This is a genomic window from Azotobacter bryophylli, from assembly GCF_042643485.1.
Lineage (GTDB): Bacteria > Pseudomonadota > Gammaproteobacteria > Pseudomonadales > Pseudomonadaceae > Azotobacter > Azotobacter bryophylli.
This window is the reverse complement of the sequence record NZ_JBHRSJ010000030.1, coordinates 71163-87740: the sequence shown is the minus strand read 5'-3', so window position 1 is coordinate 87740 and position 16578 is coordinate 71163. Positions and strand designations below refer to the sequence as shown.

Sequence of the window (16578 nt, the reverse complement as noted above, 5' to 3'; positions counted from 1 at the left end):
CCATCATGGTCAGACAGGAAGTTGATCTGTATTCGTCGCGGCCTGGCGAGGCGCCACTGAGTTCCGCTTTCGGCCAGGCCTGGCGCGCATGGCTGGATTTTCGCCGCGACCTCGACGGCGCCGAGGACAGCGAGAGCGACCTCGTCGCACGGGTGGCCGAGCAGGCCGGAGGCATCGTCCGCCGGCTCTGGCGCGGTGCTTTCGCCAGTGCTGGCGACTCGCCGACTCAGGTCAAGGAGATGGTTTACGCCTTCGTCGCGCTGGTCGACGAGAGCCTGCTGTTCAACCCCTGGCCTGGGCAGGCGGCCTGGCAGGAGAAGCCGCTGGAGCTGCGCCTGTATGGCAGTCGCAAGGCCGGCGAGCGCATTCCGCGGGCGATCAAGACGCTCCTCGAGGAGCGGGCGCCGGCCACCCGGGATCTGGCCAATGTCTATCTGCAGTGCCTGATCCTAGGCTTCCACGGTCATCTGCGGGGTCCGCGGGGGCAGGCGCTTCACGAGAAATGGCGCCACGCGCTGTTCGACTTCGCCTGGCAGCGCGAGCCCGCCATGGCCGATGTGACCGAGTTGATCGGCAGTCCGGCGGCCGTCGAGCCGGTGCGCCTGCCGTCCCGCCGCTCGTTGCCCGACACCCTGCGTCTCGCTCTGGCGATCCTGGGCGGGGCCGTGCTGTTGACGCTGGTCGGCCACCTGTTCTGGCGCGACATTGCCGGTTCGCTGGAACCGGTCCTGTCGACCGAGCAGACGCTCATGCCGGAGCAGAAGCCATGACCCTGCCGGAAATCGACGCAGCCATCATCGTCGTGGTCCTGCTGCTGCTCGCCGCCGCGCTGTTCGTGTTCTGGCTGCGCGGCAAGGTGGGCTCGGCCGTGAGCGGCTTCTATGCCGCCGTCCGCCAGATGGAGCAAGACAGGGCGGTCAACGACCGCTACCAGACGCCCTGGCTGCTGATGCTCGGCGACCAGGACCGGTGTACCCAGTTGTGCTTGGACTGGCGATTGAAGGCGGCCGGCAAGCCCGCCTGGTTCGGCAGTTGGTGGAGCGACGCGGACGGCGCGATGCTGGCCGTGCCGGATACCCTGTGCCTGCAGGAGGAGGGGCGCTCCTCCCGCTCCGGCGCCTGGTGGCGCCTGCTAGGGCTGTTGCTGCGGTTGCGCTCGAGTCGCCCGCTGGATGGGGTAATCTGGGTGGTTCCGGCGGCATCCTTGCTGGACCCCGAGCAGGCCGTGGCCAAGGGCCTGGTCGCACGGCGCACCTTCATCGAGCTGCTGCAGCGCCTGGGGCTCAGCCTGCCGGTCTATGTCCTGGTCACCGGCATGGAAGAAGTGCCCGGTTTCCACGAGCTGACCGCGGCGCTGCCCGAGGAGGCGCGCGATAGGCCACTGGGCTGGTCCTCGCCGTTCGCGCCCGACGCCGCCTGGCAATCCCACTGGAGCGACATGGCCCTCGACCGCCTGAGCGGCGTCCTGTCCGAGGCGATCGTCGAGGTCGGTGCGCTGACGGGGCAGATCGGCGAAGAGCTCTACCGTCTCCCGCAGCGCTTCGAGGACATGCGCGACGGACTCCACGCGTTGATCGATCCGGTATTCCAGGGCAACTCCCTGGGCGAGGCGCCGCGCTTTCGCGGTCTGTATTTCATCGGCGGACAGTCGGCTGCCGGCAGCGAGACCGAGTGGGCGCTGTCGGGGCTCGGCGTGCCGCCCTTGCGTGGCGTGTTCTCCCTCCAGCTCTGGCAGCGCCGCATATTGGCCGAACAGGGGCTGGCCCAGGCGGTTCCGCGCATCCTCCAGCTGCGCCAGCGCTGGCAGAAGGTGGTCGGTTGCGCCGCTCTCGCACTCGGTGCCCTCTGGATCGGCTCCATGCTGTGGGTCTGGCATGGCTCGTCGCGGGATGCCGAGGAACTGGCCAGCCAGATACAGGAGACCCGCAACCACTATGTGGCGCTCGGCGATGACGCGCGTCACCGGGAGCTGGCTCGACAGAACGCGCAGGCCTTCTGGGGGCTGCTGGAGCGGGCGCCGCGCTGGCATTTCGCCTCGGTGGCCTTCCCGACCTCCTGGCTCTCGCCGCTCGACGGATGTCTGCAGGAGACCCTAGCGGGCGCCGCCAGGGAGCGCCTGTTCCAGCCACTGCACGACCAGATGGTCGCCGACCTGGAAGAGCTGAGCGCGATCCGCAATACCGCGCGGCATTCCAACCTCGAGGGCGACGCTCCCGAGCAGTGGCAGAACTACGTCCTGGCCCGGACCCTGGTCGAGCGGGTAGTGCGGATCGAGCGGCAGAACCGCTGGTTCGCCGAACTCCTGGGGCGTCCCCAGGCGCCGCTGGAGACGCTGGCGGCCCTCGGCAAGGACTCCCTGGGGCTGCAGCCGGGGGCCGGGCCGATGCGTCACGAGGTCTTCTACAACCAGATCCTGCGCACCGCCCCCTCGCCGGCGATGCAGCCCTTGAACCTGCATGGGAACAGGGTGGTCGCCGAGCACTTCCAGGGGCTGATGCAGCTGTGGCTGACCCAGTATTTCCTGGCCGACAACTTCGTCCGCCCGGCCGGCTATCTGAAGATCCACACCCAGAAGCTGCAGGCCGGATACGGCAACTCCCTGCAGGAACTGGAGGAAGTGGATGGTCTGATCGACAACCTGCAGGACCTGATCGCCATGACCAACTCGGCCTGGGGCCGCGGCAACGGGCGCGATCTGGTGCCGGGATACGAGGCGCTGCTGGACAGCGTGCGCGAGAGCACGCTGCTCGGGCCTGCGGTGGAGCAGGCCATCAACCACGAAGCGTCCCGGCTGCAGAAGAGCTTCCGCGATCAGTGGATCGCCCAGGCCGGTTCGAGCGGCAACCTGCTGGTGCTGCAAAGCGGCGGTACTCTGCAGTTGCAGGACCATGTCTCCGGGCTGGACAAGTCCATCGAGAACCTGCTGCGGCATGACTTCGTCGCCGTCGCCCTGCAGCAGGAGGACGAGGCGGAATCCCGTACCCAGCCGCTGGCCATCGATGCCCGTGCGCTCGACGACGCGCTGGGTTACCACGCCAGCTACAAGGTCTACGCCAGCCAGGAACTGTCGCAGATTCCGCCGCAGTATCGTGCCGCTCTGCTCGGGGCGGCCGCGCGCTCGGTCACCCAGGCGATGTGGAGCGCCCTCGAGTCGAAGGCCGATGCCCTGAGCCTGGGCGGCGAGCAGGCGTTCGACGTGCCGGCCGACAAGGCGCTACAGCTACAGGAGGCATTCGCCGATCTGAACCGCAGCGATCTCGCCCAGGCACTGCTGGACAATCTCAATCGCAGAGCGCTGGGCGACGTGAAGAGGGCTCTGGCCGAGATCGAGGCGTTGCCCATGTTCCACCAGGCTTACGACGTCGGCCTGTGGGACGGCAGCAAGAACCTGGGCGTGCGGATGTTCCGCTCCCAAGATCTGCAGGATCTCAAGCAGGGGCTGGCGCAGCAGTTCGCCGTCATGCTGGATTCCACGCAGGCGAGCACCCGTGCTCTTGAGTGGCTGCAGATGCACCGTTCGCAGCTGTCGCTGGCCGACTACGAAAAGGTCTTGCGCCTGACGGCCCTGGGCGAGGAGATGCTCAAGCACAAGGCGCAGAACCCGGCCAGCGCACCGGCGCTGTTCCAGCAACTGGTCGCCCGCGATTTCGTCGAGATGGACAGCGAGAACTGCGCCGGCATTCTCCAGGCGGCCTATCTGGCGCCCGGAAGCGACGACCTCTCCCGACGCGGCCAGGCGTTGTGGGATAACGCCCGGCAGCGTTGCGATTTCCTCCAGCAGCAGCGGGCGGCCGAGGCCTGGAACAGTCTGGCTGACTATTTCAATCAGTACCTGGCCGACCGCTTCCCGTTCGCCTACAACACGCGGGCCGCCGATGCCGACCCCGACCGGGTGCGCTACATGCTGCGGCTGATCGACCAGCACATGGCTCAGGCGGAGGCCGGGCTGCAGCTCGCCCAGCCGCAGGACCGGCAGGCCGCGCAGGATTTCCTGCTGCGCCTGAAGCAGGCCGCCGGCTGGCTGAAGCCCCTGCTGGAGCGGGACGAAAACGGCAAGGAGGGAGTCGATGTCGAGGTGCGCTGGCGTACCGACCGTGTCGATGAGCAGGGCGCCGATCAGGTGATCGCCTGGGTGCTGCAGTCGGGGCGCCGGGAGATCGCCTATCCGGGCGACGACCAGCAGCGAGTGCACTGGACCGAGGGGACTCCGATCAAACTGGTGCTTCGCTGGGCGAAGAACGGCTCGCTACGCCCGGTGAACGATCCGCAGCAGCCCAGCCTGGCGGTCTACGATCTCGAGGCCGGCTGGGAGTACACGGGCCCCTGGGCGCTCCTGCGACTGATGCGAACCCATGTCGCGGTGCAGCGTCAGCCGAACATCGACTACACCGACTTCCCGCTGACGTTCCAGTTGCCCGTCTACGGAAGCGACAACGGAGACGGGCGGGCGATGATGTTCATGCGCGTTGCGCTGATGACCCAGGGGGGCAAGGCTCCGCTCTCCATCCAGTCGCTTCCGGTGCGGGCCCCGCGCTCCCCGTTCGGCGCGCGCTCGTTCCCATTGCAGCAGTACTGGTGAGCTTTGGAGGTAGTCTTGAACTCGGCCGTACATTCGCTTTCCCCATCGCTCGCCAGCTTGCTCGAGCCACTGTCGGTCGAGTCGCCCTGCGGCCCGAGCCTGCGTTACGACCCCGATCTCGATCGGCTGCGCGACGCCCGCCGGGAAGACGACGCGAGCCTGCCGAGCGGTGTCTGGCAGGCAGAGATCAAGCGCAGCGATTGGGCGGCGGTGGAGATGCTGGCCAGCCAGCTCCTGCTGACCCGCAGCAAGGACCTGATGGTAGCGGCTTGGCTTGGAGAGGCCTGGCTGCATCGCAAGACCTGGGAGGGGCTTCCCTCGGCGCTGGACCTGGTGATCGGGCTGTGCGAGCGCTACCCGGAGGAACTGCATCCGCAGGCCGAGGACGGGGACCGCTCTTGGCGGGCGGCGCCCCTCGACTGGCTGATTCGCCGATACTCGGAGCTGCTGCTGGTCCGCCTGCCCCTGTTCGAGCCGGAGATCGACGAGGTCGGTCCCTTCGCCCTGAACGATTGGCGGCAACTGCAGCTGCGTCAGGTCGCCGCCAACGATAGCAAGGTAGCCAAGACCTCTGCTGAGGAGGCTCGCCACCGCCAGCAGAAGCTGAACGAGCGCATCCGGAGCACGCCGCTTGATATCTGGCTGCAGCGCCGGGCCTATCTCGAGCAGAGTGCACGCTCCCTGGATGATCTGGAGCGCTGGAGCGACGTCTATCTAGGCGATCTGGCGCCAGCTTTAGGCCCCCTGCGGGAAGTCGTTCGTCAGCTCATCGTCCTGATGCAGGAGTTCATAGCCATGCACCCGCAAGCGTCCGCAGCCATCCTGTCCGCATCCGTCGCCCCCGAAGAGCCTGAGCCTGCTCCCCTGGCGAATGCTCCTGTCGCGAGCGTGCCCTCCCAAGGGGCCCCCGCCAGCCGCGAGCAGGCCTATCGCCAACTGAGCCTGATCGCCGACTACCTCGCCCGTACCGAGCCGCACAGTCCCGTGCCGTACCTGATCCACCGGGCAGTGGAGTGGGGCAACAGACCCCTCAGCGACCTGCTCTCCGAATTGCTGTCGGCCGACCCTGAGGCCCGGCGCGTTTGGACCTTGCTGGGTATCTTGAAGTGATGGCTGCTGGAGGGTGGCTCAGATTGAGGGGCATCGAGCCAGAGAGGGAGGGGCGAGGAGCAAAGCATCGAGTGGATGAGCATGCCCTCGTGCCGGCCTGGTGGGTATACCGGGTGCTACCGGGTACTAGATAGAACAAAGCCCCGCAAATCGGGGCTTGTCGAGTGATTGGTGGAGCCGGGGGGATTTGAACCCCTTCCTGCCATGGATAGTTTCGGCGTTCGCTGGATAGGCATTGCCACTTCATGGGCTGCATGTGGTTGCTGTTGGACTCGTTAGGTCTGTATTGGCATGCGTCTAGGCAATGTTTGGGCAAAGTAGTATGCATGCCCCTCCTCGGTCGTCCTGGTCTCCGATGGCGGGGGTACGCGCATCCTTCCCATGTCCTCCTGCCGTTGGATCGATCAGGGGCGCTACGTGCTCTGCGATGTCGATGGCGAACGGGTGACGCCTTGGACTGGTCGCGGCGCAGTGACGCGCGTAGTCGATCCAGAAGCCTCCCCTGCTCCGTTATCACCAGCCGAGGCGAGTAGCGAGCGGAGCGACCTACGCGCCTCGGCTGGGGATAACGGGTAGGTGGTGCCGATGGTTCGCCTGCCGGGTCGCTTCGCGGCTCCAGGCCTGACGTCCCTGTAACACGTCAGATAGCAGGGATATACAACGGATAGGATTGGATAGGTTTGGTTTTTTGGGGCGCATGTCTTGTCCATGGCGCTTAATAGGGAGTGTGCTTGCTTGATACTTAAAACATATGTATGTTTGATGCATGGTATACATTGAAAGGATGTTCTTTTTATGAGGTTCTCAGCCGATGATCGTAGGGAGCTGTTGAGGCTCATTTCTGAGATTAATGGCTACTCGAAAGCTCAGGCAAAGTCCTTTTTTGATGTGCTGTCACCGGCTGAGAGACCAGTGGTTTTGAGGGGTTTGAGGCAGCAAAAGGCGGATTTGGATGCTTCGCCAGTTTCAGTTTCATTGGGGTTTTTCGGTAGTTCCTCTCAGGTCATAGATGTTCAAGCAGATCCTGCCCCTTTGCCTGTGGAGAGTCCTGGCAAGCGTTCTAAGCCCAAAAAGGTGCCGTATACGTTGCTTCTTCAGCCAGAGCAGCTGGAAGCCTTGAAATCGTGTTCGGAAAGTGATGGTGAGACGGTTTCGTACCATATCAGGCAGGCGATTAGGAGCTATCTAGATGAGTTACATAAGCGAGGGGCGGGAAAGTCCCATTGATGAGTTGCAGCTGATTCTGAGGGCCTTTGAGGGGCTTGGGGTGCTCTCAGATTCGTCGTGTTATGAGGGAGAGTTAGTAGGGGCGTTGATTCGCCAGCTTAACAAACGCTTTGCGGATGAGTTGGCCAGGCTCGGGAGCGAATCAAAAGTCGTTACGCTACCTTCGCTGAGGCCCGTTTAGCGCGCTTCGCTTGCATTTGCTGGGCTCCTCCCAGGAGGGGGGCTAGCGAAGTCTGTCCCCCTCCTGGGAGGAGCAAGCAAGCGAAGCGCGCTAGGGGGCTGGCAAGAATTGGGGGAAAAGGACTGTGAAAAGCAAAACCCCCTGAAATTCTCTAGGAAAATCAGGGGGTTAGCGTTGTTGATTTGGTGGAGCCGGGGGGATTTGAACCCCCGTCCGTCAGCTCTCCGCTATCGGTTCTACATGCTTAGCCAGCTCTACTGAGTTAACTCCGCGCCGCCCGAGTGGCAGGGTGCTTGGAGCGAGCTGTATAGATTTTAGCCGTTACGTCTACAGCGAACTTGGCGGCGATCCTGTTCTATCTGACGATCACTTCGGGTTTACAGGCATCCCCTGGTGATCGCTGGCGCCGAAGCGACCAGATGAAGGTTAGGCGGCTAGCGCGTAACCTTCGTAGTTGTCGTCGTTGGCAACTATGAGTTTGCAACAGTGGATTTACGAGTTCTGTTACCAACTCGGCATGCCCCTCAAGTTTCGTTACCGGCGTCGAATCCTAATCGGCCCCAAAACCTTTGGTTGGTATGAAAAGTGTACGGCAAAGGTCGTAGAACGTCGATACCCGAATAGGGGGAGAAAGCCCTCGGTCGACTGCTATATGATGTTTCCTTTTGTTTCGCAGGAGGCGTGTGGATCGGTATGTCGCGCGCAACGCGTTGTTCCCTGCGTCAATGGATCTGGCGGGCCTTTGTCCAGTGCACCTTGATTCCGTTGATTCTGGTCGAGTCTGTGCTGATTGGCGTCTATCTGGTGAGCAACCTGGCCATTCGCGACTCCCAGCTCGAGCATCTGCAGGAAAATGCGCTACAGGCCCTTGCCGTATCCGCCCGGCGGGAGGTGGATCTCGTCGATCGCCGCCTCCAGGAGGTCGAGCGGCAGACCCTGATTCTGCGCAAGGCGGCTGCCAATGCCTTGCAGGATTCGCGTTTTCAGCCGGATGAGCTGGAGCGCACCAGACATGTGCTCAGCCCGGACGGGGTGTACTACGCCCGCAGCAACGACGGGCGCGCCGCTTCCTTCTATTCCAGCCACACCCCGGTGGCGAGCCAGGATCGCGCCAAGGCACTACACCTGTCGCAGCTGGACCCGCTGATGAAGGCGATCGAGGAGAGCAGTCCTCTGGTCAGCGCCGTCTATTTCAATAGCTGGGACAGCTACAACCGCGTCTATCCGTTCTTCTCCACGCTGGACCGGTATCCCCATGACATGGCGATACCTGACTACAGCTTCTATTACCTGGCCGACGCCAGCCACAACCCCGCGCGCGAAGCGGTATGGACCGATGTCTATCTCGATCCTGCCGGCCAGGGCTGGATGATGTCGTCGATAGCGCCGGTTTACCGGGGGGATTTCCTCGAAGGGGTCGTGGGCGTCGATATCACCGTGGGCCAGATGCTCGACGAGATCGGCCAGCTCCAGGTCCCCTGGGGGGGCTACGCCGTGCTGGTCGGCCGGGACAATCGCATCATGGCCCTGCCGCAGGCCGGGGAGCGGGAGTTCGGCCTGCGCGAGCTTCGCGAGCATACCTACGCCGGGGCCGTTCGCCAGGATCAGGCCAAGCCTGAGCAGTTCGATCTGGGCACCAGGCCGCAGATGCAGCCGCTGCTGCAGGCGATGAGCAAGGGCGATGGGCGGGTGCAATCCCTGGTGCTCGATGGGCACCGGCATCTGGTGGCCTGGAGCGAGATCCCGCAGACCGGCTGGCGTCTGCTTCTGATCGTCGACGAGGACAAGATCTTCCAGGCGACCCGGGGGCTCGCCTCCCACTACCAGCAGATCGGCTATCTGCTGATCGCCGGCCTGGTGCTGTTCTACGTGATGTTCTTCGTCTGGATGTGGCTGCGCTCGCAGCGCCTGAGCGACGACCTGGAGGGCTCCTTCAGCGGCATCGAGCAGATGCTGCGCCAGCTGGGGCAGGGCGACTTCGAGCCTTCCGCGCCAGCCCAGCGGATCATCGAGCTGGATTCCATGACCAAGGCGATACGCCAGACCGGGCGCCAGCTGCAGGCCAAGGAGCAGGAGCGCTCCCGGGCCCAGAAGCTGCTGGAGCTGGTCATGGAGAGCACCACCGAAAGCCTCTGGGAAGTCGATACCCGCAAGAGGCAGATCAAGCTGAGCTATCGCTTCGCCAAGCGCTTCAATCTGAAGGCCAACCTGATGACCTTCGATGAGCTGAACCACTACGTCCACCCGGACGATCGGGAGCGGCTCGCCCAGTTGCGCCGGCGGTTCTTCTCGGGGGTCGACAATGCGCTGGATGCGGAGTACCGCTGCATCGACCGGGAAGGTCGCTCGTTCTGGCTGCTGGCCCGCGGCCAGGCCCTTGAGCGGGACGGCGAGGGGCGGGTACTGCGCGCTGCGGGCACCCATGTGGATATCTCGCGGCTGAAACAGGTGCAGGAAGACCTGCGCAAGGCCACCCTGGAGGCCCAGGAGGCCAGTCGCGCCAAGAGCCGCTTCCTATCCAGCATGAGCCACGAGCTACGCACGCCGCTGAATGCCATCCAGGGGTTCGCGCAACTGATCGAACTGGAGCTGGAGGGCAAGGCCGGGGTCAGCCAAGAGTCCGACTACGCCCGGGAAATCATCAATGCCAGCCGCCACCTCACCGCGCTGGTGGACGACATCCTCGATCTCTCCAGCATCGAGTCCCAGCGCCGGCAGCTGCAGCTCGGGCCGGTGGAAGTCGGCGCGCTGTTCGACAGCTGCGCCGAGATGATCCAGCCGCAGATCCGGGAGCAGGGGCTGCGCTTTCAGGTCAGGAGCGTGGACCCGCCCCTATACGTGAAGGCCGATGCCCGTCGCCTGCGGCAGATCCTCCTGAATCTGCTGTCTAATGCGATCAAGTACAACCGCCCGCAGGGCAGCATCGTGCTGGGATACGAGGTTCGCTCGGACTGTGTGCGCCTGTGGGTGGAGGACTCCGGGACGGGGCTCGACAGCGAGCAGCAGAAGCGCTTGTTCCAGCCCTTTCAGCGACTCGGGCGGGAAGGCTCGAACATCCCGGGAGCCGGTATCGGCCTGGTGCTTTGCTACGAACTGGCCGCGCTGATGGACGGCAGCATCGGCTTCGAGAGCGAGCCCGGCCGCGGCAGCCGCTTCTGGGTCGATCTGCGCAGCAGCGCGGCGGTGCCGGACACCGATGTCGCCGAGACCAAGGGGGCGGTCGGGGAGTCCGGCGAAGACTGAGCGGGCGCCTCACTCGCTGCTTTTCAGGATTTTCAGCGCCAGGCCCAGGGTCTTTTGCGCCTGGCCCTCCTTCCCGGCCTCGTGCAGTTTCTCGCCCTCGGCGCGCAGTTGCCGCACCTTGGCCAAGGTGGCGGCGTCCCTCGGCGGATCGCTGCTTAGCATCTGGTCGATCTCGGCCATCTGGGGCGGGTATTGCGCGGCCAGGAGCGGCAGGCTGAGCAGGCTGGCGCAGATGAAGAGGAGCAGGCGTTCCATGGCGCACCTCCGAGAGGAAGAAATTTCCAGTATAGGCGGGAGTGAGCGGTCGGCGACGAAGCCCAGCCGCCTGTCCGCCGCCTCTGCACCCGCTGCGAGGAAAGGCGGCGGGCGGCACGGGCGTCCCATCGATATTCGCCCATTCGCCATGCCCCGGCGCTGACCTGCGGCAAAAAAATCCCCGCACGGGGCGGGGATCTTTGGGGGCGGACTCGGCTGTTTCAGGCCCTGGGCCGCGTCACCCGGTCGACCAGGTAGACCAGGCCGTGGTAGTCGATGCCGCCGTGACGGCTCAGACCGATCTCGCAGGTGCGGCTGGTGGACACCCCTTCGCCGCAGTACTGCACCGCGTCCTTCAGCGAGCGCAAGGCATGGGTGTTCAGTTCGGGGACGTTGAAGCCCTTGTCGCCAGCGAAGCCGCAGCAGTGGATGCCTTCGGGCACCACCATCTGCTCCGTGCACAGGCGGACGATGTCGAGCAGGCCCTGCGCCTCGCCGAGGTGCTGGGTGCTGCAGGTGACGTGCACCGCCACCGGCGCCTGCTGCGGGGTGAACTCCAGGCGCTCCAGCAGGTGGGTGCGGATGAAGCGCACTGGATCGAAGATCTGCAGGCGCGGATCGTCCAGGTCCTGGAGCAGGCGCAGGGTGCACGGGCTGGTGTCGCAGTAGATCGGATCGAGGCCGCCGCGGCTGGCCTGCAGCAGGGCGAACAGGAGCTCCTGGCGCTTGGCGTCGGCCTGCTGCGGGTAGCCTTTGGAAGCGAACGGCTGGCCGCAGCACAGGTTGTCCAGGTTGTCCGGGAACACCACCTGGTAACCGGCCTTCTCCAGCAGCGCGCGGGTCTTGTCGAGCAGCGGCACCTGTTCGGCGTCGCCGGCGGCCGGGCCCATGGCGCGCGACACGCAGGCCGCCAGGTAGACCACTCGCGGTTTTTCCGTTGTCGCCGGCGTTTCCGGCAGCGCCAGCTTGACCGCCTGCGGCATCGCCGGCGTCCACTGCGGCAGGCGCTCGCCGGAGAGTCGGCGCAAGCCGGCCGAGGCGTTCGCCAGCAACGGCGCGCCGAGCAGGCGGCGGCTGCCGTCGGCCAGGCGCAGGGTCAGGCGGGTGCCGCGCATCACTGCGGCGAAATTGCGCGCCAGCCAGGTCGCGGTGCTGGCATGCTGCGCGGCGCCGGCACGCAGCTTGCGCACCAGATCGCCGGTATTGATGCCGACTGGGCAGCGCTGGGAGCAGAGGCCTGTGGCGGCGCAGGTGTCGACGCCCTGGTAGTGGTAGGCGCGCTCCAGCTCCGCGGTGTCGATGCCGGCGCGCTTGCGCGCCTGGATGTCGCGCCAGATGACGATGCGCTGGCGCGGCGTCAGGGTCAGCCCGCGCGACGGGCAGACCGGCTCGCAGAAGCCGCATTCGATGCACTTGTCGACGATCTCGTCGGCGGCCGGCAGCGGCTTGAGGTTCTTCAAGTGGATCTCGGGATCTTCCGAGAGCACCACGTCGGGGTTGAGGATGCCCTGGGGATCGAGCAGGCGCTTGATTCGCCACATCAGTTGGTAGGCTTCGCTGCCCCACTCCAGCTCGACGAACGGCGCCATGTTGCGCCCGGTGCCGTGCTCGGCCTTGAGCGCGCCGCCGAACTCCACCGCCACCAGTTGCGCCACCTCGCCCATGAACGCCTCGTAGCGCGCCTTTTCCGCGTCGCTGTCGAAGCCCTGGGTGAAGACGAAGTGCAGGTTGCCCTCCAGCGCGTGGCCGAACAGGATCGCCTCGTCGTAGCGGTGCTTGTCGAGCAGCTCGAGCAGACGGTTGACGCCCTCGGCCAGACGCTCGACCGGGAAGGTGACATCCTCGATGATTACCGTGGTGCCGGTCCGGCGCACCGCGCCGACCGCCGGGAAGGTGTCCTTGCGGATCTTCCATAGCTGATTGTAGACCGCCGGGTCCTCGCTGAAGTCGACCTGCTTCTCCACCGGGAAGTCGGCGATGGCCGCCATGATCTGCCCGATCTGCTCGTGCAGCAGGCTCCGGCTGGCGGCGCGCGACTCGATCAAGAGCGCGCAGGCACCGTTCGACAGCTCCTTCACCCACGCCGGCATGCCCTTCATGTTCTCCACCGAGCGCAGGCTGCGGCGGTCGAGCAGTTCCACGGCGGACACAGGCTGGCGCTTGAGCACCGGCACCGCGCGGCAGCAGGTCTCGACGTCGGGGAAGACGATCAGCGCGCTGGCCTTGTGCGGATGGTCCGGCACCGTGTGGTAGGTCACCGCGCTGATGAAGCCGAGGGTGCCCTCGGAGCCGACCATCAGGTGGTTGAGGATGTCCAGCGGCTCGTCGAAGTCGACCAGCGCGTTGAGCGAGAAGCCGGTGGTGTTCTTCAGCCGGTACTTGTGGCGGATCTTCGCGGCCAGTTCGGTATTGGCGCGGGTTTCTCTACCCAGTTGGGCCAACTGTTCGAGCAGCGTGGCGTGGCTCTGGCGGAAGGCTTCGACGCTGGCCGGGTCCTCGCTGTCGACCACGGTGCCGTCGGCCAGCACCAGGCGCAGGCCGGCGAGGGTCTGGTAGCTGTTCTGCGCGGTGCCGCAGCACATGCCGCTGGAATTGTTGGCGACGATGCCGCCGATCTTCGCCGCGTTGATCGACGCCGGGTCCGGGCCGATCTTGCGCTGGAAGGGCGCCAGCACGCTGTTGGCGCTGGCGCCGATCACTCCCGGCTGCAGACGGATCTGCGCGCCGTCCTGGCGGATCTCGCGGCCGTTCCAGTTGTCGCCGAGGACGATCAGCACCGAATCGCTGATCGCCTGGCCGGACAGGCTGGTGCCGGCGGCGCGGAAGGTCACCGGCACGCGGGAGGCGGAGGCCTGCTTGAGCAACTCGACCACTTCGCGCTCGGACTCGACGCGCAGCACCAGTTGGGGGATCAGCCGGTAGAAGCTGGCGTCGGTGCCGAAGGCCAGGGTCGAGAGCGGGTCGTCGAAGCGCCGCTCGCGGGGAATCAGCCGCTCGACGGCGTTCAGGAAGGAAAAAGGCAGACTCATGCGTCCTCCAGGATCAGCACGACCAGATCCTTGGGGCCGTGGGCGCCGTAGGCGAGGACCTGCTCGATGTCGGCGGTCTTCGACGGCCCGGAAACCAGCAGGGCGTTGGTCGGCATGCCGGCCGCCCAGCGCATCTTCTGCTGGACCTCGTAGAAGTTGTCGTACACCTCGCTGGCCTTGAGCAGGGCGAAGTGTATCGGCGGCACCAGGCTCATCAGCCGCGGCTCGCGGCGATCCGGCCAGAGGATCAGGCTGCCGGTGGCGGCGATGGCGCCGAGGGTGCCGGTCAGGCTGGCAGGGGTGTCGTTGAACAGCTCGGCCTTCCACTCCTCGACCGGGCGGTCGTAGGCCTTGAGTCGCGGCAGCCCTTCGCGGCCGGCGAAGTGTGCGTCGAGCTGGGCGCCGTGCTCGGTTGCGGGGGCGATCAGCAGGCTGGGCAGCTGACGCTCGGCGAGTAGGCGCTCGAGCAGAGCCGGCCAGTCGGCGCGGGTGGTCAGGTGGGTTTCGGTGTGCACCGCTTCCATCAGCTGGCGCAGGCGGGTGATGCGCTCGCTGGCCGGGTAGGTCCAGGGCGCGGTCACCAGTTGCACGTCGTAGTCGTCGGTCACTGGCTGGGTGCCGGCCAGGCTGTTGCGCAGCTTGGCGAGGATGTTGGCTTTGGCGCTCATGCTCATTTTCCCAGATGTTCGCGGGCCAGCTCGTGCAGCGAGCGGGGCGCCGGTTTCGGCGCGCTGTGGTTCTGCGTCCAGGGGCCGATGCTGTCCGGCATCAGGTCGCGCAGGCGGGTGGCGAGCAGGCCGGCGGCGCGGAACAGCGCCGGTCGGGTATTGAGCAGGCGCCAGCCTTTCCACAGCAGACGCTCGCTCGGCGAGTACTTGCTGCCCTGGCCGCGCATCACCCGGTTCGGAGCGTCCGGCTTCTTGACGTTCTCCTCGCGCAGGCGGCGCAGCAGGGCGGGGATCGGGATCTTCACCGGGCAGACCTCGCCACAGGCGCCGCAGAGGGAGGAGGCGGACGGGTGGTCCGGGGTGTTCTCCAGGCCCATCAGGTGCGGCGAGATGATCTTGCCGATCGGCCCGGGATAGACGGTGCCGTAGGCCTGACCGCCGATGCGGGTGTAGACCGGGCAGTGGTTCATGCAGGCGCCGCAGCGGATGCAGTTCAGCGTCTGGCGCAGTTCGCCGTCGGCGAAGGCCTGGCTGCGGCCGTTGTCCAGCAGCACCAGGTGGACCTCCCGCGGCCCGTCCAGTTCGTCGGCCTTGCGCGGCCCGGAAATCATGTTGACGTAGGTGGTGATGCCCTGGCCCAGCGCCGAGCGGGTCAGCAGCGAGAGCAGCGGCACCACGTCGCGCAGGTTCTCCACCACCTTCTCGATGCCGGTGACGGCGATGTGCACCGGCGGCACCGTGGTGCTCATGCGGCCATTGCCCTCGTTCTCCACCAAGAGCAGGGTGCCGGTTTCGGCCGCCGCGAAGTTGACCCCGGAAACGCCGATGTCGGCCTCGAAGAACTTCTGCCGCAGCACGCGCCGGCCGGTCTGGATCAGTGCATCGACGTCTTCGGTGTACTCCACGCCGAGCTTGTCGTGGAACAGATTGGCCACCTGGCGGGCGTTCTTGTGGATCGCCGGCATGATGATGTGGGTGGGCTTCTCGTGGTCGAGCTGGATGATGTACTCGCCCATGTCGGATTCCAGGGCTTCGACGCCGTGGGTCTCCAGCACATGGTTCATCTCCATCTCTTCGCTGACCATGGACTTGCCCTTGATCACCCGCTTGGCCTCGTGGGCGCGGATGATGGACAGGACGATGTCGTTGGCCTGCTCCACCGTTTCCGCCCAGTGCACCTTGACCCCGTTGTGGATCAGGTTGGCCTCCAGCCGTTCGAGCAGTTCGGGCAGCTTGGACAGGGCGCGGGCGCGCACGTGGTTGCCCAGCTCGCGCAGGTGCTCGCGCTCGTGCTCGTCCGGCATCGACGCCAGACGCTTGGCCATCAGCGAGTCCATGGCCTTGCGCATGTTGCCGCGCAGCTGGTAGTCCTGCAGCGCTTCGTGGGCGTTGTGCTTGAGTTCGCGGCTGGAGATCTCCAGCGCGGGGATGCGGGCCTGGGTGTTCATCGGCTGCCTCCGGTGCGCTGCCAGAGGAAGCTGGCCAGGTGCTGGCCACGCAGCGGGGCGTTCTGCTTCTCCAGGGCGCCGTTGATGTTCAGCAGGCAGCCGCAGTCGGCGCTGACCACCTGGGCGGCGCCGGATTCCTGCAGGGCGCGGGTCTTGTCGGCGACCATGGCGCCGGAGATGTCCGGCATGCGCACGCTGAAGGTGCCGCCGAAGCCGCAGCACTCGCTCTCGTGATCGTGCTCGACGCGCTCGACCCGTTCCAGCTGGGCGAGCAGGGCACGGCCGTGCAGGTGGGTGTTCATCTCGCGCCGCGCCGAGCAGGAGGTGTGCAGGGCGACCCGGGCCTGCGCGCCCTGGTCCTTGAGCTCGACCTTGCACACGTGGAGGAGGAACTCGGCCAGTTCGAAGGTGCGCTCGGCCAGGGCCTGCACTTGCCTGAGCGTCGCCGGCTCGTCCTTGAACAGCTCCGCGTAGTGCTGGCGAATCATCCCGGCGCAGGAGCCGGACGGCACCACCAGCGGCCAGTCCTCGCGGAACAGCTTGAGCTGGGCGCGCGCCACGGCGCGCGCCTCCTCGGTGTAACCGGAGGTGTAGGCCGGCTGGCCGCAGCAGCTCTGCGCCTGCGGGAAGTGCACGCGGATGCCCTCGCGCTCGAGCAGGCGGATGGCGTCGAGCCCGGCCTCGGGAAAGAACAGGTCGAGCACGCAGGTACCGAACAGGTAGACCTGACCCGGCTTGGCCGGGTACTGCCGCGGCTCGGGCAGCGGCGGCGCGATGCGGGTCGCGTTCGGCGCGGCGTTGTAGAACAGATCGCTCATGGGCAATCGCCTCCTCCGGT

9 protein-coding genes and 1 other RNA gene are annotated in these 16578 nt (G+C 65.9%); 4 read left to right on the top strand and 6 right to left on the bottom strand.

Annotated features, from left to right (window positions below):
• Positions 1-5: 5 nt before the first annotated feature.
• Genes ACFOJE_RS14615 through tssA form a run of 3 tightly spaced genes read left to right on the top strand, consistent with a single transcriptional unit; the run spans position 6 to position 5689 of the window.
• Positions 6-770, top strand: a complete 765-nt coding sequence (locus ACFOJE_RS14615) for a DotU family type IV/VI secretion system protein (RefSeq protein ID WP_377815173.1) — start codon at positions 6-8, stop codon at positions 768-770.
• Positions 767-4579 carry a type VI secretion system protein gene (locus ACFOJE_RS14610; protein ID WP_377815172.1) on the top strand — a complete coding sequence of 1271 codons (3813 nt, stop codon included), beginning with the start codon at positions 767-769 and terminating at the stop codon, positions 4577-4579. The genes ACFOJE_RS14615 and ACFOJE_RS14610 overlap by 4 nt, the downstream gene beginning before the upstream one ends.
• A 15-nt stretch (positions 4580-4594) precedes the next feature.
• On the top strand, positions 4595-5689 hold the full coding sequence (gene tssA / locus ACFOJE_RS14605; protein WP_377815171.1) for a type VI secretion system protein TssA: 1095 nt from the start codon (positions 4595-4597) through the stop codon (positions 5687-5689).
• A gap of 1591 nt (positions 5690-7280) precedes the next feature.
• Here the strand turns inward: tssA and ssrA are convergent.
• Positions 7281-7659: a transfer-messenger RNA gene (ssrA, locus tag ACFOJE_RS14600) on the bottom strand.
• Between the two features lie 131 nt (positions 7660-7790).
• On the opposite strand from ssrA, the gene ACFOJE_RS14595 reads away from it, so the two are divergent.
• Entirely contained in the window at positions 7791-10340 is a 2550-nt protein-coding gene (locus ACFOJE_RS14595) for a sensor histidine kinase (protein ID WP_377815170.1), read from the top strand.
• A 9-nt stretch (positions 10341-10349) separates the two neighbouring features.
• On the opposite strand, the gene ACFOJE_RS14590 is transcribed toward ACFOJE_RS14595, so the two are convergent.
• The 5 genes from ACFOJE_RS14590 to ACFOJE_RS14570 all read right to left on the bottom strand — a co-directional run bounded on the left by ACFOJE_RS14590 (position 10350) and on the right by ACFOJE_RS14570 (position 16558).
• Complete coding sequence (locus ACFOJE_RS14590; RefSeq protein WP_377815169.1) at positions 10350-10595, bottom strand: hypothetical protein; 246 nt, start codon at positions 10593-10595, stop codon at positions 10350-10352.
• Between the two features lie 221 nt (positions 10596-10816).
• On the bottom strand, positions 10817-13624 hold the full coding sequence (locus tag ACFOJE_RS14585) for an FAD-binding and (Fe-S)-binding domain-containing protein (protein ID WP_377815168.1): 2808 nt from the start codon (positions 13622-13624) through the stop codon (positions 10817-10819).
• Positions 13621-14292, bottom strand: a complete 672-nt coding sequence (locus tag ACFOJE_RS14580) for a LutC/YkgG family protein (protein ID WP_377815167.1) — start codon at positions 14290-14292, stop codon at positions 13621-13623. The genes ACFOJE_RS14585 and ACFOJE_RS14580 overlap by 4 nt, the downstream gene beginning before the upstream one ends.
• A 2-nt stretch (positions 14293-14294) precedes the next feature.
• A complete protein-coding gene (locus tag ACFOJE_RS14575) occupies positions 14295-15740 on the bottom strand; it encodes a LutB/LldF family L-lactate oxidation iron-sulfur protein (RefSeq protein ID WP_377815166.1) in 1446 nt (481 codons plus the stop codon).
• Positions 15737-16558: a (Fe-S)-binding protein gene (locus ACFOJE_RS14570; protein WP_377815165.1), complete on the bottom strand. Its 822-nt coding sequence runs from the start codon at positions 16556-16558 to the stop codon at positions 15737-15739. The genes ACFOJE_RS14575 and ACFOJE_RS14570 overlap by 4 nt, the downstream gene beginning before the upstream one ends.
• Between the last annotated feature and the right edge of the window lie 20 nt (positions 16559-16578).

Excerpts from the sequence above, each read along its gene's own strand:
- ACFOJE_RS14610 (WP_377815172.1), top strand. The coding sequence starts at position 767 with ATGACCCTGCCGGAAATCGACGCAGCCATCATCGTCGTGGTCCTGCTG.
- ACFOJE_RS14590 (WP_377815169.1), bottom strand. The coding sequence starts at position 10,595 with ATGGAACGCCTGCTCCTCTTCATCTGCGCCAGCCTGCTCAGCCTGCCG.
- ACFOJE_RS14580 (WP_377815167.1), bottom strand. The coding sequence starts at position 14,292 with ATGAGCGCCAAAGCCAACATCCTCGCCAAGCTGCGCAACAGCCTGGCC.
- ACFOJE_RS14595 (WP_377815170.1), top strand. The coding sequence starts at position 7,791 with ATGTCGCGCGCAACGCGTTGTTCCCTGCGTCAATGGATCTGGCGGGCC.
- ACFOJE_RS14575 (WP_377815166.1), bottom strand. The coding sequence starts at position 15,740 with ATGAACACCCAGGCCCGCATCCCCGCGCTGGAGATCTCCAGCCGCGAA.
- ACFOJE_RS14570 (WP_377815165.1), bottom strand. The coding sequence starts at position 16,558 with ATGAGCGATCTGTTCTACAACGCCGCGCCGAACGCGACCCGCATCGCG.
- ACFOJE_RS14615 (WP_377815173.1), top strand. The coding sequence starts at position 6 with ATGGTCAGACAGGAAGTTGATCTGTATTCGTCGCGGCCTGGCGAGGCG.
- ACFOJE_RS14585 (WP_377815168.1), bottom strand. The coding sequence starts at position 13,624 with ATGAGTCTGCCTTTTTCCTTCCTGAACGCCGTCGAGCGGCTGATTCCC.